Origin of the sequence: Salinimicrobium tongyeongense (genome assembly GCF_026109735.1) — a bacterium.
Classification (GTDB): domain Bacteria; phylum Bacteroidota; class Bacteroidia; order Flavobacteriales; family Flavobacteriaceae; genus Salinimicrobium; species Salinimicrobium tongyeongense.
Genome location: NZ_CP069620.1, coordinates 3,434,940 through 3,452,859 on the forward strand (window position 1 = coordinate 3,434,940; position 17,920 = coordinate 3,452,859).

The following is a 17,920-nucleotide window of genomic DNA, read 5'->3' on the forward strand; positions in this document are numbered from 1 at the left end:
AAAAGCTGTCTCTAAAGTTGTAAAACCCTTCCCTGAAAAATTCCAGGATGGTCAAAAATAGCTTTTTAGACAGCTTTTTTAATTATCTGTCTTTCACTGAAATGATCTTTACCGGGCAGGCCTTTGCCGCGGCCTCACAAGGCTCCTGTATAGAATGATCTGCCAATTTTAATGTATGGAACCCCTTGCGGTCAACAGATTTTAACAAGACGGTTTTTCCGTCCTTTTTTGACATTTGAAATTGCCCCGGTGCCAGCTCAACACAGTAGTTGCAGCCAATGCATTTATTTCGTTGCAGCGTGACAATAACCATTACGCCTCCACCATTTTATAAAGTTTGTCGGAAAGCCTTACCCTAAAAGGAAGTTTTATGGTGCAGCTGTCGCCTTTTTGAGCCTTTTCTGAAAGTAGGTCGTTCACGAACATTTCTTCCAGTTCAAATTCCCGGGCTCCCGTACTTGGGCCTGTGACCAGAATTTTATCACCTTTTTTAATATCGTAAGCTTCAATTTTAAACTCGGCTATTCCTGCTTTTGGAAAGTAATGTACTCCTTTGCCTACATAAACCTTCTTTTGTGTAGCCTGGGAGCCCGAAGTCCTGCTCCATTCCCCCATTTTCTGGCCCAGGTAATACCCGCTCCAAAATCCGCGGTTGTAAACGCTACTTAGCTGCTCCATCCAGTCATTCACCTTTTCTTCGGAATAAGTCTTGTCTTTCAGCGAATCTATGGCTTCACGGTAAGCTTTTGTCACTGTAGCCACATATTCGGGTGCACGGCCGCGGCCTTCAATCTTCAAAATCTGTACCCCCGAATCTCTTACTTCATCTAAAAAGTTGATGGTACAAAGGTCTTTTGGAGACATCATATATTCATTGTCAATCTCGATCTCGAAACCCGATTCCTGATCAATGACCGTATATTTTTTCCGGCAGTTTTGCTTGCATGCCCCGCGATTGGCCGAAGAATTATGTGAGTGCAGGCTCAAATAACACTTCCCAGAAACCGCCATACAAAGTGCGCCGTGACCAAAAATCTCCACTTTTACCAGCTCACCAGACGGGCCTTTAATTTGCTCTTTTTGGATCTCTTCGGTAATTTTCTTTACCTGCCTCAAACTGAGTTCCCTTGATAAAACCATGGTTTCAGCAAAAAGGCTGTAAAATTTTACGGTTTCTATATTGGTAATGTTGAGTTGGGTCGAAATGTGCACATTCAGCCCCATGCTCCTGGCCGAAGAGATCACCGCCTGGTCGCTGGCAATCACTGCAGAAATTCCGGCCGATTTTGCTGCGGAAAGCAGGTTTTTTATAAGGGAAAGATCGTGGTCGTAAACAATCGTATTGAGGGTAAGATAGCTACGCACCCCTTTGGCTTCGCACCTTTTCACAATTTCAGGCAAATCGTCCATCGTGAAATTGATAGATGCCCGGGCACGCATGTTAAGCTGTTCCACCCCAAAATACACGCTATCGGCACCATTGTCTAAAGCTGCCTGCAAAGATTCAAAATTTCCTGCGGGAGCCATTAATTCCATTTTTGCTGAATTCTTGTTCATGAGCTTTCTCCAATAAAAAATAGCCGCAGCAGCCTTTCCCGCCCGGCAGAATTAAGCGGCAAAGAAAATGTCATTTTTGGAAGCAAAATATGATCCCGGTCACATTAAGCCATTCTCCATATAGATCAGAATCGTAGGATGTAAAATTTACTACTCTCAAATTCTTACCTTTACAAAAACTGTTTCTATGAATAAATTTTATGATTTTACAGTTCTCAGTCTGCAGGGGAATGAAGTGAACCTGGAAAAATATAAAGGAAAGGTAGTGCTCGTTGTAAATACCGCTTCAGAATGTAGCTTTACCCCCCAGTTTGAAGGTTTGGAAGCCCTTTATCAGAAATATAAAGATCAGGGATTGGAAATTCTTGGCTTTCCCTGTAATCAGTTCGGAAACCAGGAACCCGGCGACGAAAAATCTATTGCTGAAGGCTGTGTGGTAAATTACGGGGTTACTTTTCCAATGTTTTCTAAAGTAGATGTAAATGGTGAACATGCCGCCCCGCTTTTTAAATACCTGAAAAAGGAGAAAGGCGGACTCCTGGGCAGCAAAATCAAATGGAATTTCACCAAATTTCTCATAGACCGCAACGGAAAACCGGTAGAGCGGTTTGCACCAATTACAAAACCTAAAAATTTAGAGAAAGATATTGAGAAGCTACTTTAATCATCTTCTAACACCTAATATTTAGGGTTTACAACCCTGAAAAGCTTTTCAAAACCAGGCAGCAGGTCTCAAAATGTCATTTTAGGCACCTCTTTTCTGAAAAACTTCTGCGGAAGATCTGCTCTAATTCAGCTTTCATGTGACCTGGGTCATAAATTAGGATAAATTTATCCGGTTTCTTTGCTGAAAATTTCGAATCATGACAGAGAGCACTGAAATTTCAGCATTACCAAAGGGCCACCCCGTTTCTATATATTCCGAAGAAAAAGAATTGATCCAGAAGTTGGGCCGGGAACTGCTGGACACCAACCCTAAGACCGAAAATCAGAAATTCTACAATATTTTTAACCAGTTACAGCAGGTGGAGCGGCGGTTTGAACGCAAGGAAAATCAATTATTCCCGGTGCTGGAGCAAAAAGGCTGGACCGGCCCTTCCAAGAATATGTGGTCGTTTCACGATACCATCCGCGAGCAGTTCAGGTTGCTTAGAAAAAAGATTGAAGCCCGTGAATTTGCTGAAGCAATGCAGGATGCGCAGTACCTGGTAAGCAGTATTTTCAGGCTCCTGCTGGTTGAAGACAATGTGCTTTTTCCAAATGCGCTGGAATTACTTTCTGAAGAAGACTGGAAAAAAGTGAGAAAGGGCGAGGAAGAAATTGGCTGGATGCTCCCTGCTATTCCTCCAAAATATCCCGAAACAGGAGAAGAGGAATACATTCACCCATCACAGGACCACACCAAAAGAGAACTTTCTTTTGATACTGAAAACGCTTCACATTACGATGAGGGTTACATGACTGTTGAACAGGTAAACCTTTTATTGAGAACGATGCCGCTGGATCTCACTTATGTTGACGAAAATGACAGGGTGATCTTTTACAATCGCGGTGAAGAACGCGTTTTCCCACGAAGTGCCGGAATTATTGGCCGGGAAGTGAAATTTTGCCACCCTCCAAAAAGTGTGGGCACGGTACTAAAGATCCTGGAAGAATTTAGAAAAGGGACCAAAAATGAAGCTTCCTTCTGGATAAACTTTAAAGGTCGATTAATTTACATCAGGTACTTTGCAGTGCGCGACCTTCAAAAGAACTACCGCGGCGTTATAGAAATGTCACAGGATATTACTGAAATTAAAAACATTGAGGGTGAAAAAAGATTGCTGGACTGGAATTAATTAAGCTGAATAACAATATTTTAAGAATTTCCATAAAGCTTTTATGCATTTTTTAAGTTAGCTTTACAGTCATAACTTAGAAACGATTATGGAATACTTTCTTACTGGTATTGCCGGAATAGTTATTTTATTACTCATCCTCCTACTGATAAATAACCGAAAGCAGCGATTGAAGATCAAAAAAAACATTCAAGAAATTAATAATCTCCAGACAGGCTCCAGAGATTATCAAAACTTCTTTGAATAATGTTTAAGGCAGTTTTTTAACTGCTCCTTAACGATCTATATTTTTACTGAAAAGCTTCATTCTTAAAATACACTTATTATAAAAATATATTTTTTACAGCGTTTTAAGCTGTAACTAATTTCCTCTATTCCCGAAAGCCGGCAGGCTGGCTTTGCATATTTTTGTGACTCCAGGCTGTTCTGGTATGCTTTACTTTGATAATAGTTTTACGGGTGACTTATTTGCAAACCGCCTTCCTAATTCAACGAACCCCAAATTACAGGCAAAGACCTACCGTCTATCGACTAAAGCCTACCTACTACCAATTCCCTCTGATTCCTCTAAAGTTTTCAATAGCTCCTTTGCGAATTCCCTGAACCTGTAGTTCGGGTGAGAAGTTGCATCCTGAAGGTTTGCTAAACTCTCCTCGTCAAAAGCATTTAACTGGTTCAAAAAGCCAAACGCATTTTGGCGTACCTGGAAACGGTAATGCGGCGCCGTGTAAGCTTTCAGCTCTTCAAAGAAGCGGCTTTTAGAATTGGTTTCAAAATTGGGGGTAGCGAGGGCAAGCGTTAGCCAAAGGCTTCGGATGTTCTTGTCGAGAAAACCCTCTGTTTCAGCCATTTTACGCAGGTAAACCTCCCTGTCTTCAGGAAAAGACATCCACAGGTTGTAGAGCGCCATTTCCTGGCTGAGGTAAGACTCATCGTTCAGCAAAGATTCGTATTCAGATTTCAGTTGCTGCGGCACCTCCTGTAAAGAAAAAGCTATTGCCTGGCGGGTATAAAGATTTCCGCTTGAAAATGCCTTTTTATAGAGGTCGGTCACCAGTGCTGGATCTTCTAATGCCAGTTGCAGTACGGCCTCCTGCCCCAAATAATCATTTACCGGAAAACTGAGGGCCTGTAGCAACAAACTTCGCTTTTCTGAAACCGGCAATGGCTTTACCGCAGCCAGCTCCAAATACTTCTGAATAAAAGGAGATTTCCTCAAAGATTCCAGCGCCTGTGTTCCCTGGAATGCTGATTGCCGGAGCCAATCGTCAACAAAATCCGAGAGATCCTGCCCACTGGCAGCTTCCATTTCATCAATAAGCTCCTGAGTGCCGGCAGTGGCATATTTATATTTTTCAAGAAAATTCTTCAGCCCTGTTCTAAAAGCTTTTTTTCCTATTTTCTCGTTCAAAATATGCAAAGCCCAGGCCCCCTTTTGGTAATAGGTTAAAGAACTCCCATTTTTGGCAGCTACGGCTTCCCCCTTGCCCCTGTCACTTAAATCCTTTAGCTCTTCCGCGGTTTTAAAGAGCTTCCGGTAGTAATAATCTTCCCCAAAAATCTCTTTTTCGGCGAGTAGGGCGTAATAGGTCGCAAAACCCTCCTGCAGCCAGTGATCATCGGGTGAAGCGGCGGTCACGAGATTCCCGAACCATTGATGGGCCAGTTCATGCCCATTCACGTTCACATAATTATGGTCGTTGTAGCCAATGGAATCTACCAGAAAAATATCTGAAAAAATAGTAGTGCCGGTATTCTCCATCCCGGAGTACAAAAAATCACGAACAGGCACCTGTTTGTAATTCTGCCACGGGTATGCCACGCCCGTTTCCTTCTGAAAAAAGTCCATCATAAAGCCGGTATGCCTGTAGGTGGGCTCTACCCTCTCTTCCATGCCTGCGGGATAATAAAAAAACATGGGAACATCATTTTTAATATGTTCTGACACTTTAAAATCACCGGCGGCCATTGCAACCAGATAGCTGCTCATGGGTTTTTTCATATCAAACTGCCAACGCGTATGCGTATCGCTGATCTTTTCTGAAGCCACTAAACTTCCATTAGAGATCAGCGTTTTTCCTGAAGGATAAATGTATGTGAGGTCAAATTCCAGTTTTTCGGAAGTGTCATCAAAGCTGGGAAGCCAGTGCGAAGTGTATTTTCCCTGGCCCTGCGTCCAGACCTGGTAATCCTGCTGCCCTGCTCCTTCGGGTTTCTTCGGAATAAAATACAGGGTTTGAGCCGGTGTGGCCGAATACTTCAGCTGAAGTTGCTGATCTTGTGCGGGAGAGAAATTCCCGGTGATCCAGAACCTCTTTTGATCACTTCCGAAGTCGAATTTCTTCCCATTCAGAAGCACCTCCGAAAATGCCATTTTTCGGGCATCAATAAAAATCGAATCTACAGGCTCTAAAATGTCAAATTTGAAAAGAATTTTTCCTGAAACTGCCTTTTTTGAGGGGTAAATACTTACTTCGGCATTGAGATGTTTAAAATCTACGGCCGCCGGCTGCTGTGCATGGGTCGCAGCACTAAAAAGTACAGCCAAAACGAAAAAAAGGGAACTCTTCATTGTTCAAAGATACACCACCTGGCGCAAACCTCTAAAAACTTACCTTCCTAAAAGGCTTTTTTTTATCTTCGTTTCCATGAATCCATCACTGCTGCATACGCCCATTGACTATCTAAAAGGCATAGGCCCAAACCGGGCCGAAATTCTGCGGAAGGAGATTGGAGTGCACACCTATGGCGACCTGCTCAACTTTTTCCCCAACCGCTACCTCGATAAAACCCGGTTTTACAAGATTGGCCAGCTGGAAAGGAATTCTTCGGAAGTGCAGGTTGTAGGAAAGATAGTACATCTGCGGACGGTGGAACAAAAAAAAGGAAAACGCCTGGTAGCCGATTTTGTTGACGATACCGGAAAAATGGAACTGGTGTGGTTTCGCGGCCAAAAATGGATTCGTGAAAACCTGAAGCTCAACACGCCTTACGTGATCTTTGGGAAAACTTCCTGGTACAACGGCCTTTTTAGCATGCCACACCCAGAAATGGAACTGGTGGAAGATTATAAAAAGAACCTGCGCACCGCCATGCAGCCTGTTTACCCATCTACCGAAAGACTTGGGAAAGCTGGCATTACAAACCGCGTTTTTAGCCGTTGTGTACAGCAACTTTTTTTGGAGGGCGGCAATAAGTTTATTGATCCGCTTCCGCAGGACATTATAGAAGAACTGCATTTGCTGCCCAAAGCCGAAGCCCTTTTTAACGCGCATTTTCCGAAGAGCCAGGAGTTACTGTCAAAAGCGCAGTTCCGCTTAAAATTTGAAGAGCTGTTCTACATACAGCTGCAACTTTTGATCAAAAATTTAATTCGGAAAAAAAAGATCAAAGGATTTCCTTTTGAAGAAGTGGGTTCGCACTTTAGTGAGTTTTATGAAAATCATCTTCCGTTTGAGCTCACCAATGCACAAAAAAGAGTCATCAGGGAGATCCGTAAAGACCTGGGCAGCGGTGCCCAAATGAACCGCTTGCTGCAGGGGGATGTGGGATCGGGCAAAACAATTGTCGCTTTGATGAGCGTGCTGCTGGCGCTGGACAATGGCTTCCAGGCCTGTTTAATGGCCCCCACCGAAATCCTTGCCACCCAACATTTTAATGGAATATCGGAACTTGTTACTAATCTGGGAATCAGTGTAAAACTACTCACAGGTTCAACAAAAACTTCAGAAAGAAAAGAGATACATGCCGCACTGGAAAATGGAGAACTACACCTCCTTATTGGCACGCATGCACTGCTAGAGGAAAAGGTAAAATTTCAGAATCTTGGCCTGGCCATAATTGATGAGCAGCACAGGTTTGGCGTGGCACAAAGAGCAAGGCTCTGGAAGAAGAACCACCTGCCGCCACACGTGCTGGTAATGACGGCCACCCCAATACCGCGAACGCTCGCGATGAGCCTCTACGGAGACCTGGATATTTCGGTCATTGATGAATTACCGCCCGGCAGGAAGGAGATCAAAACGGTACACCGCTATGACAGCAACAGGCTGAAGGTTTTTGCTTTTATTCGGGATGAGATCAGAAAAGGCCGGCAGGTTTATATTGTGTACCCGCTCATCCAGGAATCTGAAACCATGGATTACAAAGACCTTATGGACGGTTATGAAAGTATTGCCCGCGAATTTCCAATGCCCGAGTTCCAGATCTCCATCTTGCACGGCCAGATGAAACCGGCCGATAAAGATTATGAGATGGACAGGTTTGTTAAAGGTGAAACCCAGATCATGGTTGCCACCACGGTAATTGAAGTGGGTGTAAACGTGCCCAATGCCAGTGTGATGATCATTGAAAGTGCAGAGCGGTTCGGGCTTTCCCAGTTACACCAGCTACGGGGGCGTGTGGGCCGTGGCGCCGAACAGAGCTTCTGCATTTTAATGACGGGGCATAAACTATCAAACGACAGCAAAACCCGGCTTGAAACCATGGTGCGCACTGCCGACGGCTTTGAAATTGCTGAAGTAGACCTAAAGCTTCGAGGCCCCGGCGACCTGATGGGCACCCAGCAGAGTGGTGTGCTCAACCTTAAAATTGCCGACATTGTAAAAGATAACGATATTCTTAAAACTGCCCGGCATTACGCCCTGCAAGTCCTCAAAGAAGATCCGGGGCTGGAACAGGAAAAAAACAAAGTGGTGAAATACACTTATTCCCAGCTGGTGAAAGAAAAAAACATCTGGAATTACATCAGTTAATCAAAGAATTGTAGCCAGTTTGAGAATACTTCCGAAGAAAAAATGAAAGCCCGGCGAGCGTTTCAATTTTCAGAAATAAAACTTTACAGGTTCATGCTGGCGGACTTCCCTTTTTTATTATGCCAAAATCAATCGTAATACTATCTTTGCAGCTCGAAAAATTTGTTCAATGAAGATTTCATATAACTGGCTTAGACAATTCATAAAAGTTAATCGAACTCCCGAAGAAACAGGGGAACTACTCACAGATCTCGGCCTTGAAGTAGAAGGTATTCATGAATTTGAAAGTGTAAAAGGCAGCCTTAAAGGCATCGTGGTGGGAGAAGTGCTTACCTGCGAACAGCACCCTAACGCCGACAGGCTCAAAGTAACCCGCGTAAATTTGGGGAACGGCGAACCGGTTCAAATTGTATGCGGCGCACCTAATGTTGCCGCAGGCCAAAAAGTACCTGTTGCCACTGTTGGCACTACTTTATACGACGAGAAAGGCACTCCCTGGGAAATCAAGAAGAGCAAGATAAGGGGCGAAAGCAGCCACGGAATGATTTGTGCCGAAGATGAGCTGGGCCTTGGGCAAAGCCATGACGGCATCATGGTGCTCGATGCAGAGATTGAGCCGGGAACCCCTGCGGCCAGCCTGTTTGAAGTTGAAGATGATCACGTGTTCGAAATAGGTTTAACACCAAACCGCGCCGATGCCATGAGCCACTGGGGAGTAGCGCGCGACCTTAAAGCCGGGCTGCAGCAACAGGGAGAACCCCAGGAATTGATCACCCCATCGGTAAGCAGTTTTCATGTAGACAGCCGCAGCCGAAGGATTCCGGTGAAAATTGTCAAGCCCGAACTTGCTCCCCGGTATTGCGGGGTCACCATTACCGGCGTGGAGATTTCTGAATCGCCACAATGGCTGCAAAACAGGTTGAAAGCAATTGGAATCGCTCCAAAAAACAATGTGGTAGACGTTACCAATTACGTGATGCACGAACTGGGACAGCCCCTACACGCTTTTGATGCCGACAGGATCTCGGGGAACGAGATCATTGTACAAACCTTAGCGGCAGGAACAAAATTTACCACACTAGACGAAGTTGAAAGGGAGTTGCACGAAGAAGACCTTATGATTTGTGATGCCGAAAAACCCCTCGCCATAGCCGGGGTTTTTGGCGGAATAAGCAGTGGGGTAACTTCTGGCACCACCAATCTTTTTATTGAAAGTGCTTATTTTAATCCGGTAACCGTTAGAAAAACTGCGAAGCGTCACGGCTTGAACACCGATGCCTCCTTTAGATATGAAAGAGGAATAGACCCAAACATCACCGAATATGCTCTTAAGAGAGCCGTGCTGCTCATTCAGGAGCTGGCTGGAGGGAGCGTCTCCAGTGATATTGACGATTATTATCCAAAGAAAGTAGAAGACTTCCCTGTTTTCCTCACTTTTGAGAAGATCAACTCTCTGGTGGGGCAAAACTTGTCGAAAGAGACTATCAAATCTATACTCGCCTCTCTTGAAATACGGGTGAACAACGTCACCGAAACCGGAATGGGGCTCACAATCCCGCCATACCGCGTAGATGTAAAGCGAGAAGCCGATGTGATTGAAGAGATCCTTCGGGTTTATGGGTACAACAATATTGAATTTGGAGATAAGATCAATGCATCGGTGGCCAATTCTACGAGGTTTGAAGATTATAAACTTCAGAATCTGATCGCCGGGCAACTTGTAGGCCAGGGCTTTTTCGAGACCATGGCAAACTCCCTCACTACTCCTGCCCACCTGGGCCTTAGCGAGCAGTTGAAGGAAGATTACGCTGTAAAAATGCTGAATCCGCTTAGCCAGGAGCTCTCGGTATTGCGCCAGTCTTTACTGTTCTCGGGCCTTGAAGCTGTAAGCTACAACCTGAACCGCAAAAGGTCTGATCTCAGGTTCTTTGAATTCGGAAAGACTTACCACAACTACAAGAGCGGCCGGGAAGAAAAGAAACACCTTTCTATCTTCATTTCAGGCAACAGGAATAAGGAAACCTGGACCGGGGCGGTTCAAAAAGGGGAATTTTTCTACCTGAAAGGTGTGGTTACATCGGTTCTTGAAAGACTCGGAATAAGGAACCTTAAAACCTCACCCGTCAAAAATGATGTTTTTTCTGAAGGAATTTCTTTCAGCTTTAACAATGTGAAACTGGTAGAATTTGGGGTGGTCAAAAGAAAGATCCTGAAGAATTTCGACATCGGCCAGGAAGTGCTGTTCGCCGATTTTAACTGGGATATGGTGGTGGAAACTTCTAAAAGCCAGCAGAACAAATTCAGGGAAATTTCAAAATTTCAGGCGGTGAGGCGTGATTTTGCCCTGCTTCTGGATAAGGCTGTTAAGTTTGAAGAGCTCTATGAGCTGGCTTTTAAGACTGAAAAAGACCTTCTTAAAGAAGTCAGCCTCTTTGATGTTTACGAAGGCGCAAAGCTTCCGGAAGGAAAGAAAAGTTACGCGGTGAGTTTTATGCTTCAGGATGAAAGAAAAACCCTTACCGATAAACAGATTGATAAAATAATGAGTAAGCTGCAACAAAACCTGGAAAAACAACTGGGTGCAGAGCTCAGGTAACACAAAAAGGCTGTTCGTTGAACAGCCTTTTTTATTTCAGGTTTTAATAGGTTTTATATGCTTCCTTATTTTGGTAACCTCTCAAAAATGGCATTTACGTAGGCCCTTAATTCTTCATCGAGATTACCGGGTGTGATGACATCTTCGGCCCTTCCGCGCCACACAATTTCGTTGGTTCGGCGGTTAATGAGGTCTATCACGATCGTACCTTCCTTATAAGGCACCTGTTGAACTGAGTTTCCCGCAATTCTTGGAACGGTAAAATAATTGTTGTACGCATAATTTCTGTAGTACGGCCCAACATAGAACCCTGGTCGGTAATAGCTGTAATTGGTGTACACAGGGTTGGCATTTACCGCCATTTCTTCATCTAACATCAGGTGATAGTACACCAGGAGGTCGGGTTGATTGCGATCTAACCTGTAATTGAGATCGTCCATATTCTGGCGGATTTCATCAATAACAATTTCGTTTACCTGCGCATTGTCATAACTTGAAGTTTGTATGGTATCCTGGTTGGGCAAAAAGGCATAGCTTTCAAAACTGTCGAGGCTTTGAGCTGTTCTTTTGTTGGTGTCAACTTTTGGACCGCAGCCCACAAGGAGAATTGCGCTTAAAAGACTCAGGCTAAAAAAGTGTCGAAAAAATCTCATTTTTGAATGGTTTTAGGGTTGTTTTCTTTCAAGTTAGCCTATCTGTGGGGAATAGATTAAAAGAAGCGCAGGTTTAAAATGATTTTAACCATCCCTTCTTAATTTTAACAATAGAATTACTTAACAGATAGCCAAAAAGGCTATTTTTTGCATCTTATGCTGTTATTCCCTATTTTTAGCCGCTAAAACGGAAAATAATGCTGCTAGAGAGAGTTAACCTTCAGAGGAAGATGGAGCTGCTTCGCCGGAAAGAGATGAAAGAACAGCAGGTCCTGGAAGAAGTAAGGAAGATATTAACGAGAGAAGAAAATTCCGAAGAAGAGATTTTGCGAAGAATTTCTGAAGGCCATTCCGAAGATAATTTTGAGAATGAACTGGAATTTGACCTGCTGGAAACCAACAGGATCTTCCATGAAAACCAGATCAAAAAGATTTGTATTGACTTTAGGCTGCGCTTTCTCGACACCCATTATTTTAAGGGAGAACTACCGGCTGAAGCCATTAAAGCGGTACAGGAAGCTGAAAAAAAGCACCAAACTTCTTTAAAAGGCTTTAAAATGCTTGCTCCCGCAAAATATTTCAGGCTAGAAAATGCCGATGACCCCATGCTTTTTGCACCTTTAGGCAACGGCTACCACTACCTGCTCCACAAATGGGGCACAGACATGCATCCGCTAAGAAAACTGATGATGTGGCCGCTTAAAAACCTTGAGAACCTGTTGATCTTTTGCTTCCTCGCCAGTTTTTTGCTCACCTTTGGCATTCGGGAAATTTTCTTCTCCCAGTTCAGGGAGAGCTCGCAGTTCCTCATCCTTTACATGTATTCGTTCAAATCTACCGTTGCGCTTATTTTTTTCTACGGAATAAGCCTCGGGAAAAACTTTAGTTCGGGCAACTGGAACAGCAAATTTTACAATGCCTGATCCCAAATGTTAAACTCAAATTAAATCCTCCTGAAGTCGTTCGCCTATTATTAAATTTATAGGAAAATATACCTTTATGAACGAAGAAGAACAACAAGAATATAAAAGAGTTTATACCGGGAGTGAAGTAAATGTACAGCACCTGCAAAACCTGCTTGAAGAGGAAGGCATAGCCACCCGGGTACGAAATGATTTTGACTCGGGCTTACGGGCCGGTTTTGGAGGTGGTTTGCCCGGTCAGGTTTTGCTCTTTGCCAAAACTAAAGATTATGAAAAGGCCCTGCGCATCACTAAAGAAACATTCCCAGATAGTGATTAATTAAATGACTGCTGCTCCCCGAAAAAATTATTTCAGTCTCGTTGTTGGTATTGCCTTTATAGGATATGGGGGCTACCGCATCTACACCTTCCTTACGGGTGCAGAGTACACCACCTTCAGGATCATCATTGCCATTGGCTTTATTGTGCTTGGGGGCTTTGACCTGTACAAATTCTTCTGGAAAGACAAAGAAGTCTGAAAAAAATAAAAAAGCTGCCCAAAAAGCTTAACGTATTATTCTTCAAAGTTTATTTCAGAAATAAATATTAAAGGAAGTTGTAAACTTTTTAGACAGCTTCTTGCTTATTCTATTATTTGGAATACATTTTCTCCCGCTGCTCCCTAATCTTAGGATCGCTCATGTACTCATCAAAAGTAAGGTAACGGTCTATAGCGCCGTTAGGAGTTAATTCAATTACCCTGTTTGCAACTGTTTGGGCAAATTCATGATCGTGAGTGGTGAACAGCACCGTACCCTTAAAGTTTTTAAGGGAGTTGTTAAAGGCCGTAATAGATTCCAGGTCGAGGTGGTTTGTGGGTTCATCGAGCATGAGCACGTTCGCCCTCATCATCATCATACGGCTTAACATACAGCGCACTTTTTCCCCACCAGAAAGTACCCGGGCAGTTTTAAGGGCTTCTTCGCCGCTAAAGATCATTTTACCAAGAAAACCGCGAATATACACCTCTTCCCTTTCCTCTTCTGTCTTAGCCCACTGGCGCAACCAGTCTACCAAAGTAAGGTCATTGTCAAAATACTCGGAGTTATCTAGCGGCAGGTAAGACTGGTTGGTAGTAATTCCCCAACCGAATTTACCCGAAACTGCTTTTTCCTTTTCATTGAGTATCTCGTAGAAAGCTGTAGTGGCTCGTGAATCTTTTGAATACACCACTACTTTATCTCCTTTCGCAAGATTAATATTTACATCTTTAAAAAGAGTTTCCCCTTCCAGCGAAGCTTCAAGGCCTTCTACATTTAGAATTTGATCCCCGGCTTCTCTTTCTCTTTCAAAAATAATCGCAGGATACCTTCGGCTTGAAGGCTTAATATCGTCAATATTAAGCTTTGCGATCATCTTTTTCCTGGAAGTAGCCTGTTTAGATTTGGCTACGTTTGCACTAAACCTGCGAATGAACTCCTCAAGTTCCTTTTTCTTTTCTTCAGCTTTCTTGTTCTGCTGAGAACGTTGACGTGCAGCCAGTTGTGAAGACTCATACCAGAAAGTATAGTTCCCGCTGTAATGGTTAATTTTTCCAAAGTCAATGTCGGATATATGGGTACAAACCGCATCCAGGAAGTGACGGTCGTGCGAAACCACTATCACCGTGTTATCGTAATTGGCCAGGAAGTTCTCCAGCCAGTTGATGGTCTCGTAATCAAGGTCGTTGGTAGGCTCATCCATGATCAACACATCAGGGTTCCCAAAAAGTGCCTGCGCCAAAAGAACCCTTACTTTAAGCTTATTGTCAAGATCGCTCATCAGGGTGTAGTGGCTATCTTCCTTGATGCCTAGGTTTGAAAGCAGGGCAGCAGCCTCACTATCGGCGTTCCATCCGTTCATTTCCTCAAATTCAACCTGCAGCACTCCTACTCTTTCGCCATCGGCATCGCTAAAATCTTCTTTGGCATAGATCTCATCCATCTCTTTTTTGATGTTATAGAGCGGTTTATTGCCCATGATCACCGTTTCCAGAACAGGAAATTCGTCATAGAGATTGTGGTTCTGCTCAAGTACAGACATCCTTTTCCCGGGTTCGAGATGCACATGCCCCGAAGTAGGTTCTGTCTTGCCGCTAAGAATATTTAAGAAAGTAGATTTCCCGGCACCGTTGGCACCAATAATTCCATAACAGTTCCCCTGGGTAAAGGTGGTGTTTACTTCATCAAACAACACTCTTTTCCCAAACTGTACAGATAAATTTGAAACTGATAACATATAGTCTTTTCTAAATTTTTGCAAAAGTAGGTATTTAAGCTTATCCCTTAAAAGATTAACTTTTATAATTCTCTATTTAACGAGGAGTTAACATACCTGTTGTCGCTCTGGGTCTACATTTGCTATCCGCTATTTGTCCCCCAGGAATTTTGAAAAAAAATAGTTTAAATATTTCCCGTTACGCCTTGCCAGCCCTGGCATTTATAGGCTTCAGTTTTTTTATTTCCGGTTGCCAGAATTTTAACCCAACAGTTTCTTATGCCTATGTGGGTGGCGAAATAGTGAACCCAACTATAGATCACGTCATTATAAAACATAAAGGATTTATTCTTGACACCATAAAACTGGACGAAAAGAACAGGTTTAGCTATAAAATTGAAAATGCCGAAGAAGGCCTGTATATCCTTCAGCATAAGCCCGAAGTTCAGAATATTTATATTTCTCCGGGAGACAGCCTGCTGCTTAGGGCTAACACAATGGCTTTTGATGAATCGCTCCACTTCAGCGGAAAAGGCAATGCGAAGAACAATTTTATGGCTGAAATGTTCCTGAAAGATGAAGGCAACTCTCAACTCCTGCTGAACTTTCACGAATACACCCCTCAGGTTTTTCTCGAAAAAGCCGATTCTATAAGGCAGGATCGAATTGCTTACCTGGCCGCAATTTCAGAAAAGAAAAATTTTTCAGACGAATTCAACCAACTGGCACGGGAGGTCATCAATTATGAGAATTACGACCTTCGGGAACGCTACACCTATCTGGTCAACAAGTATTACAAAGACTATTCCCGGCAATTCCCTTCCAATTTTCACGATTACAGGGAAGAGATTGATTTTAACTGTGTGAACATACAGTGCAGCCCCGGTTATAAAAGGCTACTGGAGAATTACCTTATCAACTACTCCCTGGCCTGGTGTGCCGACAGTGATTTAGACGGAGCCGACTGCTACAGCCTTACCGATGTTGCCAATGTAAAAGCCCGCCTTCGCAAAGCCGGTGAACTCATTAGAGTGCCAAAGATAAGGGAACAGTTACTGGAAAAAATTGCCGTAAGAGGTATCATCATGGCAGAAAACAAGGAAAATATAGCCTCGATTCTCGACGAACTGGAAGCTCTTAAATTCCCCGATAAAAATCTTGAAAAACTGAAAAACCTGGCCACGGTACAACTGGCTTATCTTCCCGGCACCTCACTGGCAGCAGTTCCCCTGCTCAATATGGAGGGAGAGCTCGTCTCTACAGATGATATTATAAGAAGGCCCACGGTGATATTTCTCTGGTCTGTTTATGATGAAAGTTACCAGAATGAACACCAGGTAATAGATCTATACCGAAAAAAATATCCCGAAGTAGATTTTATAGGAATCAACCTCGACCTTTCTGAAGAACCCGCCTGGAGAGTTGCCGTAAGGCAAAACGGCTACGACCCTGCCACCGAATTTCAGCTGGCGCCGGCCAGGATCAACAAAGAAGTTTTTCAATATTTCCTGAGTAAAATGTTATTTGTGAACGATGCTTCGGTAGTAGAAGTGGGCGACGTTTACCTTTCTTCCCCCGAATTTGAATCCAGGCTTCTGGAATTCCTGAATTAAAGTTATTCCGAAGAAAAAGGCCTCTGAAATGCCATTTTTTAGACCTTATTTTCACATCAGATGGCTTTTAACGAGAGTTTTTCAGGAACAGAAACTTAAAACCCCGGCCTCTTTCTTTCCAGATTAAAATTTGAGGATTCCCGAATATTTAAATTTAAAAGCCTTTCTTCCGAAGAAAAAAGGCTTTGAAAAATGTCATTTTTGGAAGTTTAGTTCCCCTTTTTGTGATCGGCCAGGAATTTCTCAAGACCAATATCGGTAAGCGGGTGGTTGAGCAGCCCGGTGATGGCCGAAAGTGGGCCTGTCATCACATCGGCACCAATTTTAGCACAGTCAATCACGTGCATGGTGTGCCTTACCGAAGCAGCGAGGATTTCAGTTTCAAAACCGTAGTTATCATAAATCTGGCGAATTTCCATGATAAGGTTCAAACCATCGGTTGAGATATCATCAAGTCTCCCGATAAAAGGCGAAACGTAAGTTGCCCCGGCTTTGGCTGCCAAAAGCGCCTGGCCTGCCGAAAATACCAGAGTACAGTTTGTTTTGATGCCTTTATCGCTAAAGTATTTAATAGCTTTAATACCGTCTTTGATCATAGGCACTTTTACAATGATCTGCTCGTGTAAAGCGGCCAGCTCCTCGCCTTCCTTTACTATATTTTCAAAATCGGTAGCGATCACTTCGGCGCTAACATCCCCGGTAGTGATCTCGCAAATTTTCTTGTAGTGGGCAATGATGTTGTTTTTGCCGGTGATGCCTTCCTTCGCCATTAGAGAAGGGTTGGTGGTCACTCCGTCAAGAACCCCAAGGTCCTGGGCTTCCCCTATCTGGTCAAGGTTCGCGGTGTCAATAAAAAATTTCATAGTGTGTTGTTATAAATGATTAAATACTGCTGAAAAATGCCATTTTTCAACCTCCTGCAAAACTACAATTTATAATGCTTTAAGAGTAGGCGCTCATAAATTTTATCGGGGAGAATGCGTTTGAGAGCAATAGAGAACTTTTGCAGCGGCTCCCCTACTTTATAATGGATTTTGGGATTTTTTTCCTGAAGTATCGCATAGATCGCTTTAGCCATCATTTGTGGGTCTTTCCCGTGGTCTACATGCTCATTCATAATCTTTAGGGTCTCCCCATACGGCTTTTCATAAGGGGAACCTTTTATAACCGGCGCATGATACCTCCCTACCGCAATATTAGTAGCAAAATCTCCGGGGGCAATATTGGTCATTTTGATATTTGAATCCTTCAGCTCCATTCTAAAAGCTTCGGTAGTGATCTCCAGCGCTCCTTTTGAAGCCGAATATATTCCGCGGTAAGGCAGGCCCATATAACCTGCGATGGAAGTCACATTTATAATGAGTCCCGAGTTGTTTTCCCGCATATGAGGTAAGACGGCTTTAATGACATTGATAGGCCCAAAAAGGTTGGTATTAAAGGCCTTTTTGATCTCCTCATCGGGCGTTTCTTCAATAGGGCCGGTAATTCCCACGCCTGCATTATTAATAAGGACATCAATTTTTCCTGCGGAAGCAATCACCTCTGCAACGGCAGCAGTAATGGTTTCAGGTCTGGTAACATCCAACGCGACCAGAGGAAATGCAGAATCTCGCCCCGACGGATTGCGGCTGGTTCCAAAAACGGTATAGTTCTTTGATTGAAGAAAATTGGCAATGGCTTTTCCAATTCCTGAAGATGCCCCTGTTACGAGCACCACTTTTGAAGTTGTTTCTGTCATGCTGCAAAGATGC

15 protein-coding genes are annotated in these 17,920 nt (G+C 43.5%); 8 read left to right on the top strand and 7 right to left on the bottom strand.

Annotation, left to right across the window (positions count from 1 at the left end):
* Positions 1-82 precede the first annotated feature (82 nt).
* Both JRG66_RS15235 and JRG66_RS15240 read right to left on the bottom strand, forming a co-directional pair.
* A complete protein-coding gene (locus JRG66_RS15235) occupies positions 83-313 on the bottom strand; it encodes a ferredoxin (RefSeq protein WP_265163614.1) in 231 nt (76 codons plus the stop codon).
* Positions 313-1,557 carry a peptidase U32 family protein gene (locus JRG66_RS15240; protein WP_265163615.1) on the bottom strand — a complete coding sequence of 415 codons (1,245 nt, stop codon included), beginning with the start codon at positions 1,555-1,557 and terminating at the stop codon, positions 313-315. The genes JRG66_RS15235 and JRG66_RS15240 overlap by 1 nt, the downstream gene beginning before the upstream one ends.
* 187 nt (positions 1,558-1,744) lie before the next feature.
* On the opposite strand from JRG66_RS15240, the gene JRG66_RS15245 reads away from it, so the two are divergent.
* The gene (locus JRG66_RS15245) at positions 1,745-2,221 is read left to right on the top strand and encodes a glutathione peroxidase (RefSeq protein ID WP_265163616.1); all 477 of its coding nucleotides are present in this window, start codon (positions 1,745-1,747) and stop codon (positions 2,219-2,221) included.
* Positions 2,222-2,420: 199 nt separating this feature from the next.
* Positions 2,421-3,395, top strand: a complete 975-nt coding sequence (locus JRG66_RS15250) for a DUF438 domain-containing protein (protein ID WP_265163617.1) — start codon at positions 2,421-2,423, stop codon at positions 3,393-3,395.
* 538 nt (positions 3,396-3,933) lie between these two features.
* Here JRG66_RS15250 and JRG66_RS15255 read toward each other — a convergent pair.
* Positions 3,934-5,967 carry a M1 family metallopeptidase gene (locus JRG66_RS15255; RefSeq protein WP_265163618.1) on the bottom strand — a complete coding sequence of 678 codons (2,034 nt, stop codon included), beginning with the start codon at positions 5,965-5,967 and terminating at the stop codon, positions 3,934-3,936.
* Between the two features lie 76 nt (positions 5,968-6,043).
* Here JRG66_RS15255 and recG point away from each other — a divergent pair, with 76 nt between their 5' ends.
* Positions 6,044-8,149, top strand: a complete 2,106-nt coding sequence (gene recG / locus JRG66_RS15260) for an ATP-dependent DNA helicase RecG (protein ID WP_265163619.1) — start codon at positions 6,044-6,046, stop codon at positions 8,147-8,149.
* Between the two features lie 169 nt (positions 8,150-8,318).
* Positions 8,319-10,745: a phenylalanine--tRNA ligase subunit beta gene (pheT, locus tag JRG66_RS15265; RefSeq protein ID WP_265163620.1), complete on the top strand. Its 2,427-nt coding sequence runs from the start codon at positions 8,319-8,321 to the stop codon at positions 10,743-10,745.
* 65 nt (positions 10,746-10,810) lie between these two features.
* Here pheT and JRG66_RS15270 read toward each other — a convergent pair whose 3' ends face one another.
* Positions 10,811-11,398 (bottom strand): DUF4136 domain-containing protein, encoded by a 588-nt coding sequence (locus tag JRG66_RS15270; protein ID WP_265163621.1) that lies wholly within the window; start codon positions 11,396-11,398, stop codon positions 10,811-10,813.
* A 197-nt stretch (positions 11,399-11,595) separates the two neighbouring features.
* Here JRG66_RS15270 and JRG66_RS15275 point away from each other — a divergent pair, with 197 nt between their 5' ends.
* From JRG66_RS15275 to JRG66_RS15285, 3 genes are all read left to right on the top strand, one after another.
* Entirely contained in the window at positions 11,596-12,321 is a 726-nt protein-coding gene (locus JRG66_RS15275; RefSeq protein WP_265163622.1) for a hypothetical protein, read from the top strand.
* A 76-nt stretch (positions 12,322-12,397) separates the two neighbouring features.
* Positions 12,398-12,640: a putative signal transducing protein gene (locus tag JRG66_RS15280; protein ID WP_265163623.1), complete on the top strand. Its 243-nt coding sequence runs from the start codon at positions 12,398-12,400 to the stop codon at positions 12,638-12,640.
* A 4-nt stretch (positions 12,641-12,644) separates the two neighbouring features.
* Positions 12,645-12,839, top strand: a complete 195-nt coding sequence (locus JRG66_RS15285; protein WP_265163624.1) for a hypothetical protein — start codon at positions 12,645-12,647, stop codon at positions 12,837-12,839.
* A 112-nt stretch (positions 12,840-12,951) separates the two neighbouring features.
* Here the strand turns inward: JRG66_RS15285 and JRG66_RS15290 are convergent, their stop codons facing one another.
* Entirely contained in the window at positions 12,952-14,577 is a 1,626-nt protein-coding gene (locus tag JRG66_RS15290) for an ABC-F family ATP-binding cassette domain-containing protein (protein WP_265163625.1), read from the bottom strand.
* A 149-nt stretch (positions 14,578-14,726) separates the two neighbouring features.
* Between JRG66_RS15290 and JRG66_RS15295 the strand changes: the two genes are divergently transcribed.
* The gene (locus JRG66_RS15295; protein WP_265163626.1) at positions 14,727-16,169 is read left to right on the top strand and encodes a TlpA family protein disulfide reductase; all 1,443 of its coding nucleotides are present in this window, start codon (positions 14,727-14,729) and stop codon (positions 16,167-16,169) included.
* Positions 16,170-16,378: 209 nt separating this feature from the next.
* Here JRG66_RS15295 and fsa read toward each other — a convergent pair whose 3' ends face one another.
* The gene (gene fsa / locus JRG66_RS15300) at positions 16,379-17,032 is read right to left on the bottom strand and encodes a fructose-6-phosphate aldolase (RefSeq protein WP_265163627.1); all 654 of its coding nucleotides are present in this window, start codon (positions 17,030-17,032) and stop codon (positions 16,379-16,381) included.
* A gap of 62 nt (positions 17,033-17,094) precedes the next feature.
* Positions 17,095-17,907, bottom strand: coding sequence for an SDR family oxidoreductase (locus JRG66_RS15305; RefSeq protein WP_265163628.1), 813 nt, complete (start codon positions 17,905-17,907; stop codon positions 17,095-17,097).
* Positions 17,908-17,920: the final 13 nt, after the last annotated feature.

Coding starts and splice junctions, on each gene's coding strand:
- JRG66_RS15235 (WP_265163614.1), bottom strand. CDS start 313: ATGGTTATTGTCACGCTGCAACGAAATAAATGCATTGGCTGCAACTAC.
- JRG66_RS15240 (WP_265163615.1), bottom strand. CDS start 1,557: ATGAACAAGAATTCAGCAAAAATGGAATTAATGGCTCCCGCAGGAAAT.
- JRG66_RS15245 (WP_265163616.1), top strand. CDS start 1,745: ATGAATAAATTTTATGATTTTACAGTTCTCAGTCTGCAGGGGAATGAA.
- JRG66_RS15250 (WP_265163617.1), top strand. CDS start 2,421: ATGACAGAGAGCACTGAAATTTCAGCATTACCAAAGGGCCACCCCGTT.
- JRG66_RS15255 (WP_265163618.1), bottom strand. CDS start 5,967: ATGAAGAGTTCCCTTTTTTTCGTTTTGGCTGTACTTTTTAGTGCTGCG.
- recG (WP_265163619.1), top strand. CDS start 6,044: ATGAATCCATCACTGCTGCATACGCCCATTGACTATCTAAAAGGCATA.
- pheT (WP_265163620.1), top strand. CDS start 8,319: ATGAAGATTTCATATAACTGGCTTAGACAATTCATAAAAGTTAATCGA.
- JRG66_RS15270 (WP_265163621.1), bottom strand. CDS start 11,398: ATGAGATTTTTTCGACACTTTTTTAGCCTGAGTCTTTTAAGCGCAATT.
- JRG66_RS15275 (WP_265163622.1), top strand. CDS start 11,596: ATGCTGCTAGAGAGAGTTAACCTTCAGAGGAAGATGGAGCTGCTTCGC.
- JRG66_RS15280 (WP_265163623.1), top strand. CDS start 12,398: ATGAACGAAGAAGAACAACAAGAATATAAAAGAGTTTATACCGGGAGT.
- JRG66_RS15285 (WP_265163624.1), top strand. CDS start 12,645: ATGACTGCTGCTCCCCGAAAAAATTATTTCAGTCTCGTTGTTGGTATT.
- JRG66_RS15290 (WP_265163625.1), bottom strand. CDS start 14,577: ATGTTATCAGTTTCAAATTTATCTGTACAGTTTGGGAAAAGAGTGTTG.
- fsa (WP_265163627.1), bottom strand. CDS start 17,032: ATGAAATTTTTTATTGACACCGCGAACCTTGACCAGATAGGGGAAGCC.
- JRG66_RS15305 (WP_265163628.1), bottom strand. CDS start 17,907: ATGACAGAAACAACTTCAAAAGTGGTGCTCGTAACAGGGGCATCTTCA.